The organism is Paraburkholderia diazotrophica, assembly GCF_900108945.1.
In the GTDB taxonomy this organism is placed as follows: Bacteria; Pseudomonadota; Gammaproteobacteria; order Burkholderiales; family Burkholderiaceae; genus Paraburkholderia; species Paraburkholderia diazotrophica.
Genome location: NZ_FNYE01000007.1, coordinates 218,821 through 242,051 on the forward strand (window position 1 = coordinate 218,821; position 23,231 = coordinate 242,051).

Annotated in this window: 16 protein-coding genes and 1 pseudogene; 15 read left to right on the forward strand and 2 right to left on the reverse strand. The window is 64.1% G+C overall.

What is annotated here, in order from left to right; all coding sequences use genetic code 11:
• Positions 1-2,279: 2,279 nt before the first annotated feature.
• Positions 2,280-2,762 (forward strand): annotated as a pseudogene (locus BMW76_RS42795) (MBG domain-containing protein); the annotation flags it as partial.
• Positions 2,763-2,814: 52 nt separating this feature from the next.
• Here the strand turns inward: BMW76_RS42795 and BMW76_RS12355 are convergent.
• Complete coding sequence (locus BMW76_RS12355; protein ID WP_090865408.1) at positions 2,815-3,627, reverse strand: PP2C family protein-serine/threonine phosphatase; 813 nt, start codon at positions 3,625-3,627, stop codon at positions 2,815-2,817.
• Positions 3,603-4,334: a hypothetical protein gene (locus BMW76_RS12360; protein WP_090865409.1), complete on the reverse strand. Its 732-nt coding sequence runs from the start codon at positions 4,332-4,334 to the stop codon at positions 3,603-3,605. Before BMW76_RS12360 ends, BMW76_RS12355 begins: the two co-directional genes overlap by 25 nt.
• Before the next feature lie 736 nt (positions 4,335-5,070).
• On the opposite strand from BMW76_RS12360, the gene tssA reads away from it, so the two are divergent.
• The 14 genes from tssA to BMW76_RS12430 all read left to right on the forward strand — a co-directional run bounded on the left by tssA (position 5,071) and on the right by BMW76_RS12430 (position 23,165).
• A complete protein-coding gene (tssA, locus tag BMW76_RS12365; protein ID WP_090865410.1) occupies positions 5,071-6,114 on the forward strand; it encodes a type VI secretion system protein TssA in 1,044 nt (347 codons plus the stop codon).
• A gap of 79 nt (positions 6,115-6,193) precedes the next feature.
• The gene (gene tssB / locus BMW76_RS12370) at positions 6,194-6,694 is read left to right on the forward strand and encodes a type VI secretion system contractile sheath small subunit (RefSeq protein WP_028369702.1); all 501 of its coding nucleotides are present in this window, start codon (positions 6,194-6,196) and stop codon (positions 6,692-6,694) included.
• A gap of 25 nt (positions 6,695-6,719) precedes the next feature.
• Positions 6,720-8,216, forward strand: coding sequence for a type VI secretion system contractile sheath large subunit (gene tssC / locus BMW76_RS12375; RefSeq protein WP_090865411.1), 1,497 nt, complete (start codon positions 6,720-6,722; stop codon positions 8,214-8,216).
• A 45-nt stretch (positions 8,217-8,261) separates the two neighbouring features.
• On the forward strand, positions 8,262-8,753 hold the full coding sequence (locus BMW76_RS12380) for an Hcp family type VI secretion system effector (RefSeq protein WP_090865412.1): 492 nt from the start codon (positions 8,262-8,264) through the stop codon (positions 8,751-8,753).
• A gap of 142 nt (positions 8,754-8,895) precedes the next feature.
• Positions 8,896-9,735, forward strand: coding sequence for a type VI secretion system accessory protein TagJ (locus BMW76_RS12385; protein WP_090865413.1), 840 nt, complete (start codon positions 8,896-8,898; stop codon positions 9,733-9,735).
• Positions 9,728-10,240 (forward strand): type VI secretion system baseplate subunit TssE, encoded by a 513-nt coding sequence (gene tssE, locus BMW76_RS12390; RefSeq protein WP_090865414.1) that lies wholly within the window; start codon positions 9,728-9,730, stop codon positions 10,238-10,240. The genes BMW76_RS12385 and tssE overlap by 8 nt, the downstream gene beginning before the upstream one ends.
• Before the next feature lie 4 nt (positions 10,241-10,244).
• On the forward strand, positions 10,245-12,122 hold the full coding sequence (gene tssF, locus BMW76_RS12395; protein WP_090865415.1) for a type VI secretion system baseplate subunit TssF: 1,878 nt from the start codon (positions 10,245-10,247) through the stop codon (positions 12,120-12,122).
• Complete coding sequence (tssG, locus tag BMW76_RS12400; RefSeq protein ID WP_090865416.1) at positions 12,107-13,198, forward strand: type VI secretion system baseplate subunit TssG; 1,092 nt, start codon at positions 12,107-12,109, stop codon at positions 13,196-13,198. The genes tssF and tssG overlap by 16 nt, the downstream gene beginning before the upstream one ends.
• A 4-nt stretch (positions 13,199-13,202) precedes the next feature.
• Positions 13,203-15,911: a type VI secretion system ATPase TssH gene (gene tssH / locus BMW76_RS12405; RefSeq protein WP_090865417.1), complete on the forward strand. Its 2,709-nt coding sequence runs from the start codon at positions 13,203-13,205 to the stop codon at positions 15,909-15,911.
• Between the two features lie 27 nt (positions 15,912-15,938).
• Complete coding sequence (locus tag BMW76_RS12410) at positions 15,939-16,328, forward strand: DUF4280 domain-containing protein (RefSeq protein WP_090865464.1); 390 nt, start codon at positions 15,939-15,941, stop codon at positions 16,326-16,328.
• Position 16,329: 1 nt separating this feature from the next.
• Positions 16,330-18,342, forward strand: a complete 2,013-nt coding sequence (locus BMW76_RS12415) for a type VI secretion system Vgr family protein (protein WP_090865418.1) — start codon at positions 16,330-16,332, stop codon at positions 18,340-18,342.
• Between the two features lie 356 nt (positions 18,343-18,698).
• Positions 18,699-20,477, forward strand: a complete 1,779-nt coding sequence (gene tagH / locus BMW76_RS12420; RefSeq protein ID WP_090865465.1) for a type VI secretion system-associated FHA domain protein TagH — start codon at positions 18,699-18,701, stop codon at positions 20,475-20,477.
• Between the two features lie 42 nt (positions 20,478-20,519).
• Positions 20,520-21,854 (forward strand): type VI secretion system baseplate subunit TssK, encoded by a 1,335-nt coding sequence (tssK, locus tag BMW76_RS12425; protein ID WP_090865419.1) that lies wholly within the window; start codon positions 20,520-20,522, stop codon positions 21,852-21,854.
• Positions 21,855-21,875: 21 nt separating this feature from the next.
• Complete coding sequence (locus BMW76_RS12430) at positions 21,876-23,165, forward strand: DotU family type VI secretion system protein (RefSeq protein ID WP_090865420.1); 1,290 nt, start codon at positions 21,876-21,878, stop codon at positions 23,163-23,165.
• Positions 23,166-23,231 lie beyond the last annotated feature (66 nt).

Below are 23,231 nucleotides of genomic sequence, written 5' to 3' on the forward strand. Positions count from 1 at the left end.
CGACGGGCGGACGCGTATCGATCACCGGTTCGGCGTCGGCCAGTCAGGCGGTGGCGATCGGCTACGCGGCGACGGGTCTCGCATCGGGCGTCGCGCTCGGCTATGCGCTCGTCAGCACGGGCGACGGCAGCATCAGCGTGACGGGCTCGTCGAGCTTGAGCGGCTTGTCGACGTTGGGCGGCGTCGGCGTCGATATCGAGCAAAGCGCGCTGCGCACGACGGGGCAAGGTTCGATCGCCGTGACGGGGACTGCGGGCAGTACGGCCACCGGACCGGCGACGGGCGTGATCGTCAACGGCAATTTCACGAACCAGGCTCCGCCGGGCACCACGCCCGCATTGTCGGCGACGGGCGCGGGCGCGATTTCCGTCAACGGCAACGCGCAAGCGATGACGGGCACCGGCCTCAGCGTGAACAACGCGACGTTCACGGCCGCGTCGGGCGCGATCGGCATGGCGGGCACGGCGACCGTCAGCAACACGGGCGACGGAGCCGACTTCACGAGCACACTGATCAGCGCGGGCGCCGGCAATGTCACGATCAGCGGAAGCGCGAATGTCACGCTGGGCGGCTCCGGCGTCGTGCTCGACGATACATCGATGAGCACGACGAGCGGCAACGTATCGGTGAACGGCGCGGTCAACGGCGCGACGGCGTTCGGCAGCGGCGTCGGCACGTTCGGCGCATTCCTGGTCACCAACGCGGACAACACCGTCACGCAATTGCCGCTGATCGTCACGGGGAGTGGCAACATCATCGTCGCGGGCAGCACGCCTGCGACGACATCGGGCAGCATCGCGTTCGATCTCAACAACGGATCGATATCGTCGACGAGCGGCGCGATCTCGCTGTCGGGCAGGACCACGGGCACGCCCGCGACGAACCTCACGTCGACGGGCGTGGTGCTCGAAAGCCTGACTGAATCGACTGTGCCGACGCCTTCGACGGTCACGACGGGCAGCGGCCAGTTGAGCATCGACGGCAGCGGCTCCGGCGCGAATGCGCAAGGCGTGCTGATCGCCGACGGCACGCGCATCGCGTCGAACGACGGCGGCGCGATCGATATCCGTGGCGTCGTGACCAGCCCGACGACGAGGGCGAACGGCGGCAACGTGCAGTTCGACTACGGCACACTGCTCCTGAACGGCAGCGTGAGTTCGACGAAGCCTGGCAGCACGATCTCGCTCGCCGGGTCGACCAACACGTCGGATGCGGGGCTCGCGTTCGGCGCGGTGCCGATGCCGCCATTCATGGGTTCGCTGGAGGCTTCGAGTTTCTTCCACGCGGCGGGCCCTGTATCCGTCAACGGCGCGCCGAACGGATCGGTCGTGCTGCGCGCGGCGAACGACAACACGTCGCAAAGCATCTTGAGCCGCAGCGCGAGCGTCGCGGGCGGCGGGGGCGTGCTTTCGATACTGCCCGCCAGCGTCAACCCTTCGACGTTCGCGTTGACGCCGCAAGACGCGACGCCGATTACGCTGTTCGGCACGAGCGGCGGGATGAGCATCGACGCACAGACGTTCGCGAGCTTCACGAACTTCCAGACGCTCACGCTCGGTTCTGACACGCAGACCGGTCTCATTACCGTGAACGGCGTGTGCGGCTCGGCGAGCGGCGCTTGTCAGCTCGTAAAGCCCGGTCTGAACATGAACCTCGCGTTGTCGAATCCGGGTGCGGGCAGTCAGGGTATTCAACTGCCGTTCGGATTGTCGCTTGGCGCGGGACATACGCTGGCGTTGGTGTCGGCGGGCGCCGTGACCGACCCGGGCGGCATCCAGGCGGCGAACCTGCTGTTGTCGGGGCCCGGCTCGTTCACGCTGACCGATCCGCAGAACGACGTCGGCGTGCTAGCGCTCGTCAACGCGGGCAACGTGAACTTCGTCGATTCGCACGGCTTCGCGATCGGGCCCGTGACCAGCCCGACATACAACGCGACGTCGGGCACGTTGACCACGATCGACGGCACCCATTCGACGCTTACAGGAAACCTGATCGCGCAGGCCGCGACGGGCAATATCGCGCTCAATACGAGTCTGACTTCCAGCGGTACCGTCGATCTCGTGATGGAGAACGGCGTCTTCACGGCACGCAACTCGGGCGCGCTGAGCGCCACGAACGGATGGCGGATCTGGGCGGCCACCTGGAACCAGGAAGTGCGGGGCAACGTGCAGCCGAATACCGCGCAGCCCAACTTCTATGGATGCGTCTTCGGTGCCGGATGCAGTTGGGGCGGCACGGTGCCCACGACGGGCAATCACTACGTCTATGCCTCGAGGCCCACTGTGACCGTTACCGCGAATGGCGCGACGCGCATCGCCGGCGCGCCCAATCCTGCGTTCACGTTCACAGCCAATGGACTCATCAACGGCGATACGGCAGCAGGCGCGCTGACGGGTTCACTGACGACGCCCGCGAACCAGAACTCACTGCCGGGCCAATATCCGATCGATCCGAACTTCCTGTCGAGCGTCGGATACGTCGTGAACGAAGTGCCCGCGACGCTGACCGTCATCACGCCGCCGAATCCCGTTGCGCAAGCGGGTTTGCAGTCGTTCTTCAGCAACCAGGAGCAAACCTTCGTCTATGAAAACAATCTGCAAGGTACGAATATCTGCATCGGTTCGAACCAGCCGCTCTTTACGACGGCAACGCCCGGTGACAATCAGGACATACTCGCCGTCGAATGGAAGCGTGTGCGCTCGCAGCCCAATCTGAACAGTTGCATGTTGTTGAACAGTCCGCATGGATGCGGCGATTTCTAGCAACGTTCGGGGCGGTCGACGTGGAGATAGACAGCAACTGAGATGCGCACTGTCATGAAGGCGCGCGGTTTGTCTGCAATACGGTTGCCTGCGAGTCTTCCGCGCCAGCTTCCGCGTCGACGATCCATACGGCCATTGCGCTCAGGTTGTCGCGGTTCGCGTCCGCCGATGCACGCACTTGCGCGGCGAGTGCGTCGAGCCAGGCGTCCGGTGTCGCGGCGTTGTGCAGCGCTTCGCATATAGCGGTTTCGTCGACGTATTCCCACAGTCCATCGCTGCACAGCAGGAACGCGTCGCCATCGTGCAGATGGAAGGTGCCGGACGAACCCGTGATGTGCAGATCGAAGCGCGTGCCGAGCGCCGCGAGCAGCACGTTGCGGCGCGGATGATGACGTGCTGCGTCGGGGGACAGCAAGCGCGCGTCGACCATTTCCTGAACCATGCTGTGATCGCGCGTCTGCGCGCAGACGTTGCCGCCACGAAAGCAATAGAGACGCGAATCGCCGCAATGCGCCCACGCCGCCGTGCGCTGCTCGCAGTCGATCGCGAGCACCACGGCCGTCGAGCGCATGTCTTTGAGCGCGGCGCCGCCACGCGTCTGTTCCTCGACGATGTTGTCGTTCGCGTGAGCGAGCGCGCTCGCGAGACGCTGGCCTGTCGGCGGCAATTCGCCGACGGTCAGATAGCGCAGATCCGCGAGCACGGAATCGACGACGATCGCCGATGCCGTATCGCCGCCGCCATGTCCGCCCGCGCCGTCCGCAAGCACGCAGTAATAAAGGCGCTCGCTCGACCAGTCGCCGAGCGAGTCTTCGTTGCGTTGCCGGCCGCCGCGGTCCGTCAGGCTTGCTGTGGCAAGTCGCACAGGAAGCCTCGCTCAAGGGCGGGCTCGGCCGCTGGCGCGCGCGACTGCTCGGCGAGGATGCCCAGCACCAGCAGGATCGCGATCCTGTTCTCGGCGACGATGTCGATGCCGAGCGTCTTCGCGATCCACTGGCCGATGCTCGTCGCAGCGAAATCGGTTGGCAGCGAGCCTTTCTTCAGCGTGACGCCGAGCTTGCGGGCGCGATAGTGATACGACGCGATCCGGTAGCGCGCGGCAATTTCCGCCAGTCCGCCTTTTTCGTTCGACAGCCAGCCGAGGCTGCCCGCAAGCAGCAACTGGTCGACCTTGTCGAGCCCGGCAATGAAGCGCGCTGCCGATTCCCGCACAACGCGCTCGTCGAGTCCGTGTTGCAGCAACACCGAGCCGACAGGGTCGCTTTGCACGGCTGCCTGTTGCTCGATCTCGGCCAGCACGTCTTCGTTGTCGAACATGACGTTGCGCTGATGACCGGCATTGCGCAGGCAATCGATCAGATAACGGCGGAAATATGCGCACACTGCGTGACCATTAGAAGGCGCGCTATGCAGTGGGAACGCTTCCGGATGCGCATGTGCTGCTTCGAGACGGAAAACCTTGAAATAAATGAACTGCGAGATCAACTCTTCCTTGTCTTCGCCTAGCGCCTGTAGTTCGAACGGGTAATACGTCTGAAGTGCGCGGCGAACGATCATATACATTGAAGCCATTTCGTCATGATTCAGACATGTACGGCGTTGCCACAAGTCCGGCAACGCCGCATCGCAAGCACGGTCCACCGCACGTGCGCATTCTATGTGTGTCACACGTCACCCCGCATGATGAGCACAGCATCACGCTGTGCGGATTCAGTACCCGAAAAGCGTCCGTTCGTTTGAAGCTTGGAAGCTGACATACGGCTATCGGTCCGTTGCCGTTCAGCGTCGACTAATAGAGGAAACAGGTGCTCACCGCAATAGTGCGGAAAGTACTGCCTTAGGTATTGCACACGCCGGGACAAAACCAATATGAGGGTTTACCTTATTGCGTCCAATCGTGCTTTTTTTCAATTTTGTGGGACTCGAACGTTTACTAGATGGTAATGCCGCCAAATGACGCGCAGGTTGCCGCTCATGTAAAAACAAGACTGTATGCGCATCTTGCGTTTTTTTAAGGTGTTTAGAAACGGCATTTTTAATTGAATTTTTGAATCGGCTTTACAAAAGCGAGAGCATCGTACCGGTCCTTTAATTTTAAGGATTGCGTGCTATGCTCATATCGGTCTGCGACAGCAGTGACCGCGTTGCGACGTGGCTATATAAACGCGTGCGTACATAAGTAATCCGAATTGTTTCAATTGGCTCTTCGATCCGGGGGAAGTCCAGTTTCGACGGTTAACGTGGCGTGAGTGTCGCGAAGAGCGAGCACGCTAAAACTATTCGTCTCTGACTGCAGCGAATACAAGAAATGGCCACGCTCGATGCCGGGGTACTGCTTGCCGAAATCTCTCCAGAAAGCCCTTGTGGGGACGATGTCGAATACGACCCGCTGTTCCGCGAACTCGAACAGGCCGTTCACGGCAAGCCGGATGTTCAGTACGGCGCCACCGTAGTCGCCGCCACACCGCCCGACTGGAAGACAGCTCAGTCGCTTTCTCTCGAACTGTTCGGCAAGAGCCGCGACTTGCGCGTCGCCGCGCATCTTGCGCGCGCGCTGCTGCATCGTCAGGGCTTCGAGGGTCTTGCCGAAGGGCTTGCGCTGATCGAAGCGCTGCTCGAACAGCACTGGAATCACGTCCATCCGCAACTCGATCCCGACGACGACAACGATCCGACTGCGCGCATCAATGCACTGACCGTCCTCGTCGATCAATCCGGCATGCTGCTCGACGTGCGCGATACACCGCTTGTCGCTTCGCGCACGCATGGAATCGTCAGGCTGCGGGACATCGAATATGCGAACGGGGACGCGCCCGCACCCGAAGGCATCGAACCGTTGTCCCTCGCGTCGATCGATGCGGCGATCGCCGACGTACACGACGATGCCGTGCGCGTCGTCGCTGCACTGCATGGCGCGCGCAGCAGCAACACGCGTATCGAAACGCTGCTGACGGAGCGCGTCGGCACGGCTCAGGCCATCGACCTTTCGCCGTTGTCGCGCCTGTTGCAACAAGCGGCGGGATTTCTTGTCGAGCGTATCGGCGAAGCGGCGCCTCAAGCCGGAGACGAAGACGAGGCCGCAGCGGGCGAAGGTGAAACGAATGCGCCCGCGGGCACAGGTGCGCGAGCGAGCGCGCCGCCGACGGGTGACGTGAACAGCCGGCAGGATGTGATCCGCCTGCTCGACAAGATCTGCGCTTACTACCAGAAGCACGAGCCGTCGAGTCCGGTGCCGTTGTTGCTGAACCGCGCGCGGCGTCTCGTGGACAAGAACTTCATGGAAATACTCGAGGACCTGGCGCCGGAAGGTCTTGGCCAGGCCCGGCAGGTTGGCGGTATCGAAAACGAATAGTCGTGGGGAGTTGATCAGCAACGCAACTGATACGCTGCCCCGTCTTTTCGACGGTGCGGTGTCAACCAGGGGAACTGTCGTGGCCAAGGAAAGCAGCCAGAAATTCATTGCACGTAATCGCGCGCCGCGCGTGCAGATCGAATATGACGTCGAGGTGTATGGCTCGGAAAAGAAGGTGCATCTGCCGTTCGTAATGGGCGTGATGGCTGACTTGTCCGGGCAGCCTGCCGATCCGCTCGCGCCCGTCGCGGACCGCAAGTTTCTGGAGATCGACGTCGACAACTTCGATGAGCGGCTCAAGTCGATGAAGCCGCGCGTCGCGGTGCAAGTGCCGAACATGCTGACAGGCGAAGGCAATCTCGCCGTCGACATGACGTTCGAGAGCATGGACGACTTTTCTCCCGCCGCCGTCGCACGCAAGGTCGATGCGCTGTCGAAGCTGCTAGAGGCGCGCGGGCAGTTGCAGAACCTGCTGACTTATATGGACGGCAAGACCGGCGCCGAGGAATTGATCGCGAAAGTACTGAACGATCCGGCCTTGCTGCAATCGCTCGCATCCGCGCCGAAGCCACAGGAATAAGCGCGACCAACAGTGGAGTCTGACCATGGCCGAACCCACCCCCCAGGAGCAGACGCAGCAGGCAGAAGGCACGCTCGAAGTGAGCGACTTCGCTAATCTGCTGCAAAAGGAATTCAAGCCGAAAAGCGAGAAAGCGAAAGAAGCCGTCGAGACGGCCGTGCGCACGCTCGCCGAACAGGCGCTGCGCGATACCGCCGTTATTTCAGGCGATGTTCTCGCGACCATCGAGGGCCTGATTGCGCAGATCGACAAGAAGCTGACCGATCAGATCAATCTGGTCATTCACTCGGAAGAGTTCCAGAAAGTGGAGAGCGCATGGCGCGGTCTGCACTATCTGGTGAACAACACAGAAACGGACGAGTCGCTGAAGATTCGCGTGATGAATATTTCGAAGGGCGAGTTGTACAAATCGCTCAAGAAATACAAAGGTACTGCATGGGACCAGAGCCCATTCTTCAAGAAGCTCTATGAAGAAGAATACGGACAGTTCGGCGGTGAGCCTTATGGCGCACTCGTCGCCGATTATTACTTCGACAACAGCGGTCCCGATGTGGACCTGCTGACCCAGATCGCGAAGATCTCGGCCGCCGCGCATGCGCCGTTCATCGCAGGCGCGGACCCCGCCGTCATGCTGATGGATTCGTGGCAGGAACTGGCCAATCCGCGCGACCTCACGAAGATCTTCCAGACCCCCGAGCACGCCGCGTGGCGCTCGCTGCGCGAGTCGGAAGATTCGCGCTACATCGGTCTCGCGATGCCGCGCTTTCTTGCACGCGCGCCGTATGGCGCAAAGACCAACCCCGTCGACGAATTCGACTTCGAAGAAGATACGGCCGGCGCGGACAGCGGCAAATACGCATGGGCGAATGCTGCCTACGCGATGGCGACCAACATCAACCGCTCGTTCAAGATGTACGGCTGGTGCTCGCGGATTCGCGGCATCGAGTCGGGTGGCGCGGTCGAGGGCTTGCCGGTGCATTCGTTCCCGACCGACGACGGCGGCGTCGACATGAAATGCCCGACGGAAATCGCCATCAGCGACCGGCGCGAAGCGGAACTGGCGAAGAACGGCTTCATGCCGCTCGTGCACAAGAAGAACTCGGACTTTGCCGCGTTCATCGGCGCGCAATCGTTGCACAAGCCCGCCGAATACGAAGATGCCGACGCGACGGCGAATGCGAATCTCGCCGCGCGGCTGCCGTATCTGTTCGCGTGCAGCCGCTTTGCGCACTACCTGAAGTGCATCGTGCGCGACAAGATCGGCAGCTTCAAGGAGAAGGACGATATGCAGCGCTGGCTGCAGAACTGGATTTTGCAATACGTCGACGGCGATCCCGCCCATTCCAGCGAAGAGTCGAAAGCACGCCGGCCGCTTGCCGCCGCCGAAGTCGTGATCGAAGAAGTCGAAGGCAATCCCGGCTATTACACGTCGAAGTTTTTCCTGCGTCCGCATTACCAGTTGGAAGGCCTGACCGTGTCGTTGCGGCTGGTCTCGAAGCTTCCGTCCGCCAAGGCGGCATGACGGAATTCCGTTGTTACTGACGAAACGTTTTGAGTGGAGAAGAACATGGCCGTCGATATGTTCATGAAGCTAGGCGACATCAAGGGCGAGTCCCAGGACAAGACCCATAAGGAGGAAATCGAAGTGCTCGCATGGAGCTGGGGGCTGAGCCAGAGCGGCACGATGCACATGGGCACGGGCGGGGGCGCCGGCAAGGTGAACGTGCAGGACATCTCGTTCACCAAATACGTCGACAAGGCGTCGCCGGCGATCATGGCGGCCTGCTGCAAGGGCTCGCATATCGACTCGGCGGTGCTCACCGTGCGCAAGGCGGGCGGCGACAACCCGCTGGAGTACTACAAGGTGACGTTGACCGCGTTGCTGGTCAGTTCGTATTCGACGGGCGGCTCGGGCGGCGAAGACCGTTTCACCGAAAACGTGACGCTGAACTTCGAGAAGTTCCACGTCGAATATCAGCCTCAAAACGCGAAGGGAGCGAAGGAGGGCGGCGTCGTCGAGGTGAAGTGGGACATACCGAAGAACGACGCGAGCAACTAGACGAGGGCAAAACGCCGTGCCGCATTTGAATGGCGCTGTGGCACGGCAACGCGATGGCGCGGGCCGATGGTATACGGCTGTCGCGCAGTCGCACGTGGTTGCACGCAGTTGTATTTGACCCGGCCTGACGGAGCGAACTGACATGACCGCAGAGGAAAGCTTGCGCGAAGGCGATCTGGACGAGAGCTTGCGCCAATTGCAGATGCAGGTTCGCAACGATCCGTCGAAGGCGTCCCTTCGCGTGTTCCTGTTCCAGTTGCTCGCGGTGCTGGGCTCGTGGGACCGCGCGCTGACGCAATTGAACGTCGTCGGCGATCTCGACGCCGCCGCGCTGCCGATGGTGCAGACCTACCGCGAAGCATTGCAATGCGAAGCGCTGCGCGAGCAGGTGTTCAACGGCACGCGCGCGCCGCTGATTTTCGGCGAGCCGACGGGCTGGCTCGCGTTGCTCGTCGAAGCGTTGCGGCTCGATGCGGCGGGCGATGGCGCAGCGGCCACGGCCGCGCGCGAACAGGCGCTCGCCGACGCGCCCACCACCTCGGGCAGCATCAACGGCGAGCCGTTCGAGTGGATCGCCGATGCCGACGGCCGGCTCGGCCCCACGCTCGAAACGGTACTCAACGGACGTTACTACTGGGTGCCGTTCTTCCGGATCAGGCGCATCGAGATCGAAGCGCCCGTCGATCTGCGCGACCGTGTCTGGACGCCCGCGATCTTCACATGGGCCAACGAAGGCCAGGCGGCCGGGCTGATTCCGACGCGCTATGCGGGCACGCTGGCACAAAAGAGCCACGCGCTATGGCTCGCGCGGCTGACCGAATGGGTCGGTGGCGATGCAGCGCAAGCGCGCCCCGTCGGGCAACGGATGCTGACGACCGACGTGAACGACTATGCGCTGCTCGATATCCGCACGATCGAACTGGCGGTCGACGCACCGCCCGGCAGCGAGGGCGGCGCCGGCGCCGCGCCGGATCATGGCTGAAGCGAGCACGCGCGACCGGCTGCAGCCCTCGTTGCTCGACCGGCTGACCGACTACGAGCCGGAGGTGAAGCAGGAGGCGCGCGAGCGGCGCGTGCTGTCGATGCGCGCGCTGCGTCAGAGCGTGCAACGCGATCTTGCGTGGCTCCTGAACGCGAATGGTCTCGCTTCCGTGCAGGACCTGTCGGGTTATCCGTATGTGAGCACATCGGTATTGAACTTCGGCTTTCCGGACATCGCGGGCAAGACGGCTTCGGGCATCGACGCGGCGAAGCTGGAGAAGCACGTGCGCGACGCGATCTGGGCGTTCGAACCGCGCATCATCCGCGAGACGGTGCGCGTGACCGCCGTGCAGAACGAAGAAACTACGGGTCGCCATAACACCGTGGCGTTTTTGATCGAAGGAGACTTGTGGGCGCAGCCGTACCCGGAGCGGTTGTACTTCAGAACCGAACTCGATCTCGAAGCCGGGGAAATCAGGGTGATCGACCAGAGCGGGGCACGTTGAACTCATGAACCCCGAACTGATCAAGTACTACAGCGAAGAACTCCAGCATTTGCGCGAGATGGGCGGGGAGTTCGCGAAGGAATATCCGAAGGTCGCCGCGCGCCTCGGGCTGGAAAGCCTCGAATGCGCGGACCCGTATGTCGAGCGCCTGCTGGAAGGGTTCAGCTTTCTCGCCGCGCGCGTGCAGATGAAGATCGACGCCGAGTTTCCGCGCTTCACGCAGCATCTCGCGGAACTGGTCTATCCGCACTATCTCGCGCCGACGCCGTCGATGGCCGTCGTGCAGATCCGGCCCGATCTGAGCAACCCCGGCCTCGCCGAAGGTGTGAAGGTCGCACGCGGCAGCGCGTTTCGCAGCGTGCTCGACAAGAACGGCTCGACGCGTTGCGAATATCGCAGCGCTCACGACCTGACGCTGTGGCCGCTCGAAATCGCCGATGCAAAGTTCTTTACGCATTCGGGCTCGCTCGGCGGCGCGGACATCGCGCTGCCGCCCGGCGTGAAAGCGGGCCTGCGGCTGCGGCTGCGCGCGACGGGCGGCCTCAAGATCAACCAGTTGAAGCTCGACCGGCTGGTGCTGTATCTGCGTGGCGCCGACGCGTTGCCGACCCGCACGTATGAGCGCCTGCTCGGCTCGGCTGTCGGCGTCGTGGTGATGCCCGTGTCACGACCGGCAACGTGGCACGCGCAATTGCCGGCAACGGCCGTCGCGCCCGTCGGCTTTGCGCAAGACGAAGCGCTGCTCCCCATCAGCAAGCAGTCGTTCCAGGGCTATCGGCTGCTGCAGGAGTATTTCGCGTTCGCGCAGCGCTTCATGTTCGTCGCGATCGATGGCCTGCAGCCGGCGCTGCGCCGTTGCGGCGACAGCGAAGTGGAAGTGATCGTGTTGCTCAGGCGCGGCGATCCGCTGCTGGAACAGTCGCTCGACGCATCCAACTTCGCGCTCTTCTGCACGCCCGCGATCAATCTGTTTCCACGCCGCACGGACCGCATCGCGCTGTCCGCCGAGCAGTTCGAATATCACGTGATCGCCGATCGCACGCGGCCGATGGACTTGGAAATCTATTCGATCGAGGAAGTCACCGGCTATGGCGCGGGTGCCGCCGCCGAACAGAAATTCGACGCGTTCTATCACGCGCGCGACCTCGGCGCGGGCCACGGCGCGAACGCGTACTACCAGGTGCGGCGAGAGAAGCGGATGCGCTCGTCGCGGCAGGCCGAACGCGGACCGCGCACGAGCTATCTGGGCAGCGAGACGTTCATCGCGCTCGTCGATGCAGCGAATGCGCCGTTTCGCGGCGATCTGCGTCAGCTCGGATTGCAGGTGCTCTGCACGAATCGCGACTTGCCGCTCACACTGTCGATCGGCGGCGGCCAGAGCGACTTCACGCTCGATGTCGAAGCGCCCGTCGAAAGCGTGCGCTGCGTGAGCGGCCCGAGCCGCCCGCTGCCGTCGTATGCGCATGGCGCCGTCGCATGGCGCCTGCTGAGCCATCTGTCGCTGAACTATGCATCGCTCGTCGATAGCGACGCGAAACAGGGTGCCCGCGCGTTGCGCGATCTGCTGAGCCTCTATTGTCCCGTCGACGACCCGGCGGCACAGCGGATGATCGAAGGCGTGCATTCCGTCGAATCGCATTCCGTGACGCGACGCCTGCCGTTTGCAGGGCCGATCGTGTTCGGCCGCGGCCTCGTAATCACGCTGACGCTCGACGATGCCGCTTTCGAAGGCGCGGCTGCGTTTGTGCTCGGCGCCGTGCTGTCGCATTACTTTGCGCAATACGTGTCGATCAATTCGTTCGCCGAGACGGTGGTGAGAACGCTGTCGCGCGGCGAGATCATGCGCTGGCCAGCGAGGGGCGGACAATGCCTGACGCTCTGACTCTGCCGCGCGAACTCGAAACACACGCATGGCGCTTCGATTTCTTCCAGGCCGTGCGGCTCATCGAGAACGCGCATCGCGACAAGCCGCGCATCGGCGAATCGCTGCGCCCGCGCGACGATGCCGTGCGCTTTTCGCAGGAGCCGGAACTGATCTTTCATCCGGCGACGCTCGCCGCGCTGATCCCGTCGCGCGACGGACACGCGGCACGGCTCGCGGTAAATTTCATGGGCCTGCTGGGGCCGAACGGGCCGATGCCCGTGCATCTGACCGAATACGTGCGCGACCGCGCGCGCAACGCAAACGACCCGACGTTCGCGCGCTTTCTCGATGTGTTTCATCACCGGATGGTGTCGCTGTTCTATCGGGCGTGGGCCAACGCACAGCCGACCGTGAGTCTCGACCGGCCGGAGCGCGACCGCTTTTCGGTGTATGTGGGCAGCACGTTCGGCCTCGGCGAAGCGGCGCTGCGCGAGCGCGACGCAGTGCCCGATTTCGCGAAGCTGCACTTCGCCGGCTTGCTCGCTGCACCGACTCGTCCCGCAGCGGGCCTGCAACTGATTCTCTCGCGTTTCTTCCATCTGCCCGTGCGTATCGAGCAATGGGTCGGCCACTGGATGCCGCTGCCGCGCGACACGCTCTCGCGTCTGGGCGCGCGCGACGGATCGTCCGCGCTTGGTGTATCGACGCTGCTCGGCTCGCGCGTGTGGGATTGCCAGCACAAGTTTCGCATCGTCATCGGTCCGCTGACGCTCGCCGATTACGAGCGTTTCCTGCCAGGCGGCGACAGCCTGCGCCGGCTGACCGACTGGGTACGCAACTACGTGCGCGACGGTCTCGACTGGGACCTGAACCTGTGGCTCAAGCAGGATGACGTGCCGCGCCTCGCGCTGGGCCGCCGCGCGCGGCTCGGCCATACGAGTTGGCTGCTGAGCGGCCCCGCCGCGCAGGATCAGCGTCAACTGAAGCTGCATCCCGCTTCGCATCCGTCTTCGTTGTCCGGACGGCCCGGCGAACCCGAGCGCGGCGACGCACACGCGCGCCAACCGGAATCCCAACACTCATCCAGGGACTAGCAAAATGGCCGAAATCAAACGTGCAGCGTTGTTCGGCAAGCTGAACAAGCTGGCCTATCGCGCGATCGAAAGCGCGAACGTGTTCTGCAAATTGCGCGGCAATCCGTATATCGAGCTCGTGCACTGGTTCCATCAGATCCTGCAATTGCAGGACTCGGATTTGCATCGCATCGTGAAGCACTTCGGCGTCGAGCCCTCGGCGCTGGCGCGCGATCTGACGGATGCGCTCGATCGGCTGCCGCGCGGCGCGGGCTCCGTCGTCGACATCGGATCGCAGGTCGAGGAAGCCGTCGAACGCGGCTGGGTGTTCGGCTCGCTGATGTTCGGCGAGTCGCAGGTGCGCACGGGTCATCTGGTCGTCGGCCTGCTGAAGACGCCGTCGCTGCGCAACGCGCTGTACGGCATCTCGCGTCAGTTCGAGCGCGTTAAGCTCGAAGCGCTCGTCGACGAGTTCGACAGCCTGCTCGGCGGCTCGCCCGAAGCGGGCATGAGCGCGAGCGACGGCTTTCAGGCAGCGGGCGCGGCTCAGGCAGGCGAGAGCGGTGGCGCCGTGCCGCCCGCCGCAATGGGCAAGCAGGAGGCGCTCAATCGCTTCACGACCGATCTGACCGAGCAGGCGCGCAATGGCAAGCTCGACCCCATCGTCGGCCGAGACGAAGAGATCCGCCAGGTGGTCGATATCCTGATGCGTCGCCGCCAGAACAATCCGATCTTGACGGGCGAAGCGGGTGTCGGCAAGACGGCTGTGGTCGAAGGCTTCGCGCAGCGCATCGTGGCGGGCGACGTGCCGCCGACGCTGCGCGACGTGCAGTTGCGCACGCTCGACGTCGGCCTGCTGCAAGCGGGCGCGAGCATGAAAGGCGAGTTCGAGAACCGGCTGCGTCAGGTAATCGAAGAGGTGCAGGCCTCCGAGAAGCCGATCATTCTCTTCATCGACGAAGCGCACACACTGGTTGGCGCGGGCGGCGCGGCGGGCACGGGCGACGCCGCGAACCTGCTCAAGCCGGCGCTCGCGCGCGGCACGCTGCGCACCGTCGCGGCGACGACGTGGGCCGAGTACAAGAAGCACATCGAAAAAGACCCGGCGCTCACGCGGCGCTTCCAGGTCGTGCAGGTGCCCGAGCCCGACGAGACGAAAGCGATTTTGATGATGCGCGGCATCACGTCGACGATGGAAAAGCATCACAAGGTGCAGGTGCTCGACGAGGCGCTGGAGGCGGCCGTGCGGCTGTCGCATCGCTACATTCCCGCGCGCCAGTTGCCGGACAAGGCCGTGAGTCTGCTGGACACGGCTTGCGCGCGCGTCGCCGTGAGTCAGCACGCGACGCCGCCCTCCGTCGACGATTCGAGAAAGCGCATCGCCGCGCTCGAAACGGAACTCGCGATCATCGGGCGCGAGACGGCTGTCGGTATCGAAACGGGCGAAAGGCTCGCCGCGGCGACGGAGCGTCTCACGACGGAGCGCGCGCGTCTCGAAGAACTCGAAGCGCGCTGGCATGGCGAGAAAGAACTGGTTGAGCGCATCCTCGCGTTGCGCGCGCAACTGCGCAACGAGACGGGAAAGGTCGAGGGCGCGGCCAGTGCCGAGCCGATCGAAACCACTGCCCTCGTCGATCCCGCCACACGCGACGCGCGTCTCGCCGAACTGCGCGAACTGCAAGCGAAGCTCGCGGCGCATCAGGGCGAAGACCCGCTGATCCTGCCGACGGTCGATCAGCAGGCCGTCGCATCCGTCGTGCAGGACTGGACGGGGATTCCCGTGGGCCGGATGGTGCGCAATGAGATCGAGAGCGTGCTGAAGCTCGCGGAAAACCTGAACAAGCGGATCATCGGCCAGGGGCATGCGACCGAGATGATCGCGCGGCGCATCCAGACGTCGCGCGCGGGTCTCGACAATCCGAACAAGCCGATCGGCGTGTTCATGCTCGCGGGCACGTCCGGTGTCGGCAAGACGGAAACGGCGCTCGCGCTCGCCGAAGTGCTGTACGGCGGCGAGCAGAACGTCATCACGATCAACATGAGCGAGTACCAGGAAGCGCATACCGTGTCGTCGCTGAAGGGCGCGCCGCCGGGTTATGTCGGCTATGGCGAAGGCGGCGTGCTGACGGAGGCGGTGCGGCGGCGTCCGTATAGCGTCGTGCTGCTCGACGAAGTTGAGAAAGCGCATCCCGACGTGCACGAGATTTTCTTCCAGGTGTTCGACAAGGGCTGGATGGAAGACGGCGAAGGGCGCGTGATCGACTTCAAGAACACGCTGATCCTGCTCACGACGAATGCGGGCACCGATCTGATCGCGAATCTGTGCAAGGACCCCGAGCTGATGCCCGAGCCGGAAGGCATCGCGAAAGCGCTGCGCGAGCCGTTGCTGAAGGTGTTTCCTCCGGCGCTGCTCGGGCGTCTCGTCGTGATTCCGTACTACCCGCTGTCCGATGAGATGCTCGGCGCGATCATCCGCTTGCAACTGGGGCGGATCGAAAAACGCGTGCGCGCGACGCACAAGATTCCGTTCGCGTATGACGACGATGTCGTGAAGCTGATCGCGAGCCGCTGTACCGAGCTGGAAAGCGGCGGCCGCATGATCGACGCGATCCTGACGAACACGCTGCTGCCGCACATCAGCAACGAGTTCCTCACGCGGATGATGAACGGCACCACGGTGTCGAAGGTGCAGATCGGCGCGCGCGACGGCGAGTTCGTTTATACGTTCGATTGAGCGCTCGCGTCTTGACGGAGGATGCATATGCCGCAGCAAGTCAGCATGGGAGCAACGTTGCAGTGCTCGTTCGGCGCGGCGCCCTCGACGCTCGTCGTGTTGCCCGTGAACCGCGTGATGGGCGAGGGGCCGCCTGCCGCGAACATCATGGACCACGTGCCGCTCGTCAACATCATGCCGTTCGGGATGTGCAGCTCGCCCGCGAACCCGACCGTCGCCGCGGCGACGGCCGCCGCGATGGGCGTGCTCACGCCGATGCCGTGCGTGCCCGCGACGATGTCGCCGTGGGTCACAGGCGCGCCGACCGTGCTGCTCGGCAACCAGCCGTCGCTCGACAACGTTTCGAAGTGCATGTGCAACTGGGGCGGCGTCGTCACCATCGTCAACCCGGCCACCGTCAACACGATGATTCCGTGACATGACTACGCAAGATCCGCTCCGCCACATCACCGTCAGTTGTGCGCCTGCCGGCAGCGACCTGCTGTTCCTGCGACTGACAGGGCACGAGGAACTCGGGCGGCTCAGCGAGTTTCATCTGGATCTGCTCAGCACCAGCAACGACCTGAAGCCGGGCGATCTGCTCGGCCAGGATATGTCGATTGCCGTGTCGCTGCCGTCCGACGGCGAGCGGCAGATCAATGGCATCGTCACCGCGTTTCGCATCGTCGCGCCCGGCGATCGCACGCGCAACCGGATGGCGCGCTATGAGGCCGTCGTGCGGCCCCGCCTGTGGCTCCTCACGCGCGCGTCGCACAGCCGCTTCTTCCACGAGATGACCGTGCCCGACATCATCGCGAAGGTGCTGCAGGATTACGACATCGATATGAGCAACAAATGCTCGGCGACGTATCCGTCGATCGAGCATTGCGCGCAGTATCGCGAGACAGATTTTGCGTTCGTCAGCCGGCTGATGGAGCACGAGGGCATCTATTACTACTTCGAGCACAAGAGCGGCAAGCACACGCTCGTGATGACGGATTCGGCGGACGTGCATGCGTCGATCGATCACTACGCGACGATCGCGTACGACGGATGGTATGAACCGGGATACGAGAAGGAGTGCGTGTATCAGTGGTCGTCGGGCGCCGAGTTGCAGACGGGCAAGTACGAAGTCAACGAATACGACTTCGAGAAGCCGTCGTCGAGCAACCAGCAAGGGCTGCTGTCGCGCGCGACGCGGCCGAAGGTCTACGATCCGCCTGTGTACACGATGCAGGAGCATCTGAGCGGCCACATCCAGTCCGGCGACGGCGACCGTTACGCGAAAGTCGGCGTGGAGATTCGCCAGGCCCGCAACGACAGCATCAGTGGACGTTCGAGCGCGCGCGGCGTGTGGCCGGGCGGCCTGTTCAAGCTGCAAGGCCATGCGTGCGATGCGCAGAACCACGACTATCTGGTGGTCAGCGCCGAGTACGAAGTCAATTCCGACACGTACGTATCCACCTATAACGACAATCGCGACGACAAGCGCGACGACAAGCGCGCGCTGCCGTTCTTCGATTGCCGCTTTACCGCGCTGCGCAAGGAAAACCAGTTCCGCGCCGAACGCATCACACAGCGCCCCATCGTGGCAGGCCCGCAGACCGCGATGGTGGTCGGGCCCGACGGCGACGAGATTCTCACCGACAAGTATGGCCGCATCAAGGTGCAGTTTCACTGGGAGCAGTTCGCACCGCCCGCCGATGCGGCCGCGAGAATGAAGCGCTGCTGGGTACGCGTGTCTCACGACTGGGCGGGCAAGCGCTGGGGAACGTTCTTCATTCCACGCATCGGCCAGGAAGTGCTCGTCGATTTCATCGAGGGCGATCCCGACCTGCCGCTCGTCACCGGCTGCGTGTACAACGCGAACACGATGCCGCCGTACGACCTGCCGGCGAACGCCGCGCTGTCCACGCTGAAGAGCAATTCGACCAAGGGCGGCGGCGGATTCAACGAAATGCGCTTCGACGATACGAAGGGCAGCGAGCAACTGTTCTTCCACGCGGAAAAAGACCATGAAACGTGGATCAAGAACGACATGCTGACCAACGTCGGCAACGACCGGCATCTGAAGGTGACGGGCAACGAATTCATCGCGGTGACGGGCGCGCGGCACGACAGCGTGACGGGCGATCGCAACGCGAACGTGCAGGGCAACGACTCGCTGAATGTCAGCCAGAAGTTGCAGGAAAAAGTCGGGATGGACTATGCGATCGATGCGGGCATGAACATCCATATCAAGGCAGGTATGAACGTCGTGATAGAAGCCGGCGTGAGCATCACGCTCAAGGCAGGGGGCGCGCTTGTCGTCGTTGGGCCGGCGAGCGTCGCGGTATCGGGCACGCCGATCCTGCTGAATTCGGGTGGCTCGGCCGGGGCGGGCAGCGGCTCGTCGCCCACCGCGCCTACTGATCCGAAGGACGCTGATGATGGCACGAAGAAGCTCAAGTGATGATGGAAGGGGTGGATGAGCTGCAGCGGGATGAGAGTGGGGTGCTTTGCATGGGACCAGAGTAGGTGCTCTGCATGGGACTGGAGAAAGTGCTAAAGCACTAACTCCAGCCGACAACTGAAGTGCAAACCCTGGTCGACAGCTTTGCATGGGACCAGAGTAGGTGCTCTGCATGGGGCTGGAGAAAGTGCTAAAGCACTAACTCCAGCCGACAACTGAAGTGCAAACTCTGGTCGACAGCTTTGCATGGGACCAGAGTAGGTGCTCTGCATGGGGCTGGAGTAAGTGCTAAAGCACTAACTCCAGCCGACAACTGAAGTGCCAACTCTGGTCGACACGCCAAGGGGATGATAGAGGTGAGCAATCCGGTTCTTTCGTTGCGCGTCGCGCGCTTCAATGACGAACCTGTCGCCGAGCCGATTACGGTCGAGTTCGGCACGGCGGGCGGCACCATTGGACGCGCAACCGACTGCACGCTGGTCCTGCCCGACCAGCAGCGCGCGATTTCGCGCGTGCATGCGCGCATCGAGTTTCGTGACGGCGAGTATCTGTTGTGCGATCTCGGCAGCAATCCGAGCGTGCTGAATCAGCGCGCGCTCGGCGGCACGCGCGAGGCCCGGCTCGCGAACGGCGACCGGCTGATGATCGGCACGTATCTGCTCGAAGTGTCGATCGGCGAACGCGCGACTGGCGCGCGCAGCATGACGGGGCTCCCCGATCCGCTGGCGGCCGTGAAGGTGCTCGGCGAGCCGTCGCCCGCCGATGCGCAAGGTGATCCGTTCGGTCTCGGCGCGCTCGATCCGCTTGGACAGCCAGGCTTCGGCGAGCGCAAGCCGGTCGCGACGGGGCCGCGCTATGCAGGCTCTGAAAGCGATCACGTGGCGCCGGAGTTCCAGGCGTTCTCCGCACCCGTGGCGTCGGTGCCTCTCGTGCCGCCTGTGCCGCCTGTGCCGCCTGGTGCGGCGGGTTCGTCCGGTTCGTCCGCAGCGCCGGCTGCGTCGCCGGGAGGCATTCCCGCCGATTACGATCCGCTCGCGGACGCGCTCGCGCAATGGGAGTCGTCGCCGCGTCCCGGCGGCGCACCTGCCGTGGCCGCGCCTGCATCGCCGCTGTTCGCGCCGCCGCCCGCGCGGGCGTTTGAGTCCGCTCCGGCGCATCCGCCTCCGACCGCAAAGGCGGCCGCGTCCGCAGCCGCGCCGGTGTCGCAACAAGGACCGACGGGCTTGCCAGCCAGTCTGCTCGACGATGCCGCCGCGAGTGGCCCAGCGACGCCATTCGACGATCTGCTCGAGCCGCCCTCACAGCGAGCGCCGCTCGAAGACCCGACCGAGGTCGCGCCCGTTCCTGCTCCCGCGCGTGAGCCGATACAAGCAGCCATGTCCGAACAGCAAGCGCCAACGCCCGCGCCATCGCCTGCATCCGCAGCGATCACTGCAGCGATGCCAGCACACGCGTCTGCGCCTGTACCCGCGCCATCGAGCGAACACGAAACATCGCGCGCCGCGCAGGCGCCGGGCGACGCATACGCCGCGCTGCTCGAAGGACTCGGCCTCGATCCCTCGCGCGCGCCCAATCTTCCGCCCGCCGATCTCGCGCGGCTCGTGGGCGCGATGCTGCGCGATGCGCTGCGCGGCACGATGGCCGTGCTGCGCGCGCGCTCGATGGCGCGTCGCGAGGCGCGTCTCGACGTCACGCTGATCGTCGCGCGAGACAACAATCCGCTGAAGTTTTTCCCCGATGTCGACAGCGCGCTCGCGCAGATGCTGACGGGCCGCGGCGCCGGTTATCTGTCGCCGGCGCAGTCGCTCGCGCGCGCGTTCGAAGACATCGAGTCGCATGAACTGGCCGTGATCGTCGGCATGCGCGCGGCGCTCGCGGAAGTGCTCGCGCGCTTCGATCCCGCGACGATCGAGGCGCAGTTGAAGGAGGGCGGCGTGATCGACAAGGTGCTGTCCAACCGCAAGGCAAAGCTGTGGGACGTGTTCGTCGAACGGCATGAGAACGTCGCGCGCGAGGCGCAGGACGACTTCCAGCGCCTGTTCGGCAACGCGTTCAACGACGCTTACGAAGCGCAGATCGATGCGCTGCGCGCCGCACGCAAGAACGGCAACACAGACCGGTCAGACAAGCGCTGATCACTATCGCCACGAAAACGCCACTAGCTAGCGACGACAAACATGTCCTGGAACAGCAAAGTCATCTGGTCGGAGGGAATGTTCCTGCAGCCGCAGCATCTGCAGCAGCACGACCGCTATTTGCAGACGCAACTGGAAACGCGGGCTGCGGGACTGCGTCCGTATAGCTGGGGGCTGACCGCGCTCGAGATCGACGAGCAGTTGCTCAAGCTCGGCAAGGTCGCGCTGCTGTCGTGCGCGGGCGTGATGCCCGACGGCACGCCGTTCAATCTGCCCGCCGACGACGATCTGCCCGAGCCGCTCGATATTCCGGAAGGCACGCGCAATACGCTGATCGCGCTGGCGCTGCCCGTGCGCAGACCGGGCGTCGCGGAAACGGGCAACGACGAGAACGAAGAAAATTTCGCGCGGCATCGCGTATCCGAGCTGGAAGTGAGCGACAGCAACGATCCGAATGCCGCGCCGGCGCTGATGCAGATCGGCAAGCTGCGCGTGCGCCTCGCGCTCGAAGCCGATGTGGCCAATGCGTATGCGGTGCTGGGCGTCGCGCGCGTCGTCGAGCGCTTGCCCGATAACCGCGTCGTGCTCGAAGGCGACTACAGCCCGCCATGTCTCGACTATCGCGTGGCGCGAAGGCTCGCCGCTTTCGTCGACGATCTCGTCGGTCTGTTGCATCAGCGCGGCGAAGCGCTGGCCGCGCGTCTTGCGCAACCGGGCGTGACGGGCGTCGCGGAAGTGGCGGATTTTCTGCTGCTGCAACTGATCAACCGGCACGAGCCGCTCGCCGCGCATCTGTCGATGATGACGGGGCTGCACCCGGAAACGCTGTACGCGATCGCGTTGCAGCTTGCGGGCGAACTCGCCACGTTCAGCCAGCAGACGAAGCGTCCGCCCGCGTATCCCGTGTACCGGCACGAGCGGCTCAAGGAAACGTTCGCGCCCGTCATCGACGATTTGCGCGCGTCGCTCAGCATGGTGATGGACCCGCACGCGGTGCCGATTCCGCTCGAAGAGCGCAAGTTCGGCCTGCGCGTGGCGCTCGTGCCGGACAAGAACCTGTTCGCTTCGGCGATGTTCGTGCTGGCCGTGCGCGCGCAGATGCCCGCGGAAAACATCCTGACGGGCTTTGCGCCGCAAGTGAAGATAGGACCGATCGAGCGCATTCGCGATCTCGTGAACCTGCAGTTGCCCGGCATCGGGCTGCGCGCGCTGCCCGTCGCGCCACGCCAGTTGCCGTTTCATGCGGGGTTCACGTACTTCGAGCTCGATCGCGGCAATGATTTGTGGAAGCAGTTCGCGACGTCCGCCGGCATGGCGTTGCACGTCGCGGGCGAATTCCCGGGGCTGGCGATGGAGTTTTGGGCCATCCGCCGCTGAAGCACTTCAAGGACTGACATCGTGACTCCAGATGAACCGCGCGGCCCGCTCGACGATCCCGGCGCGACGATCCTGATTCCGACACCGGGTGGCGCGCGGGCCGCATTCGTGGCGGCCGCGGCGAGCGCGGCGCCCATCGCGCCGAACGCGGGCGGCCTCAATCCGCTGCTGCGTGCGGCGAATCCGCTGCTCGAACTCGCCGTGCCGCTGCGCCAGTTGCCGACACATCCGAATGTCGAAGAGTTGCGCACTCAACTGATCCAGATGATGCGCACGTTCGAGACGCAAGGGCGCGCGAGCGGCATCGACGACGAGAAGCTCGGCGCGTCGCGCTATTGCCTGTGCACGTTTCTCGACGAGTCGATTGCGAGCACGCCGTGGGGCGCGGGCATGTGGGCGAGCCGCAGCCTGCTCGTGACGTTTCACAACGAGGCGTCGGGCGGCGAGCGCTTTTTCCTGATCCTGCAGCGGCTCGCTCAGAACCCCGCTGCGAATGTCGACGTGCTCGAACTGATCTACGTGATTCTCGGGCTCGGCTTCGAAGGCCGCTACAGGTTGATAGACGGCGGGCGCACGCAACTCGACACGATCCGCGAACGGCTCGAAACGATGATCCGCTCGCAACGCGGCGCCGCCGAACGCGATCTGTCCGTGCATTGGCTGCCCGTCAAGGCGGAGCGCAAGCCGCTGCTGCAACTGGTGCCGCTGTGGGTCGCGGCGGCCGTTGCGTGCGTGCTGCTCGTCGGCGTGCATCTGGTGCTGAGCTTGCGTCTGAACGACGAGTCGGATCGCGTGTTCGCCGCGCTGCACGGCGTGCGCGTCGCGCCGCCGCCGCTCGCCGCCGCGAAGGCCGCGCCGCCACCCGCGCTTGCGCCTAAGCTGTCGCAGTTCCTCGCGCCCGAGATCGCGCAGGGACTCGTGCGGGTCGCCGAAAAGCCGGACAGGACGATCGTCGAGATCAACGGCGACGGGCTCTTCGCATCGGGCAGCGCGGAACTCACGTCGAGCTATCTGCCGCTGATCCAGCGTATCGGCGATGCGCTGAAGGATGTGCCGGGCAACGTCGTCGTCGCGGGGCACACGGACAATCAGCGTCTGCTGTCCGCGCGTTTTCCGTCGAACTGGCACCTGTCGCAGGCGCGCGCCGATGTCGTAAAGGACATGCTGGCTGCGCGCGCGGGCTCGCCTGGCCGCTTCACGGCCGAAGGCCGAGGCGACACCGAGCCGATCGCGCCCAACGACACACCGGCAAACCGCGCGAAGAACCGCCGTGTCGATATCACCATTCTTGCGCCGGGGGCGGCATCGTGACTTCGTTCGCCATGTGCACGCAATGCACGCAATGCACACAATGCGCGCGAGCCACGCAATGCATGC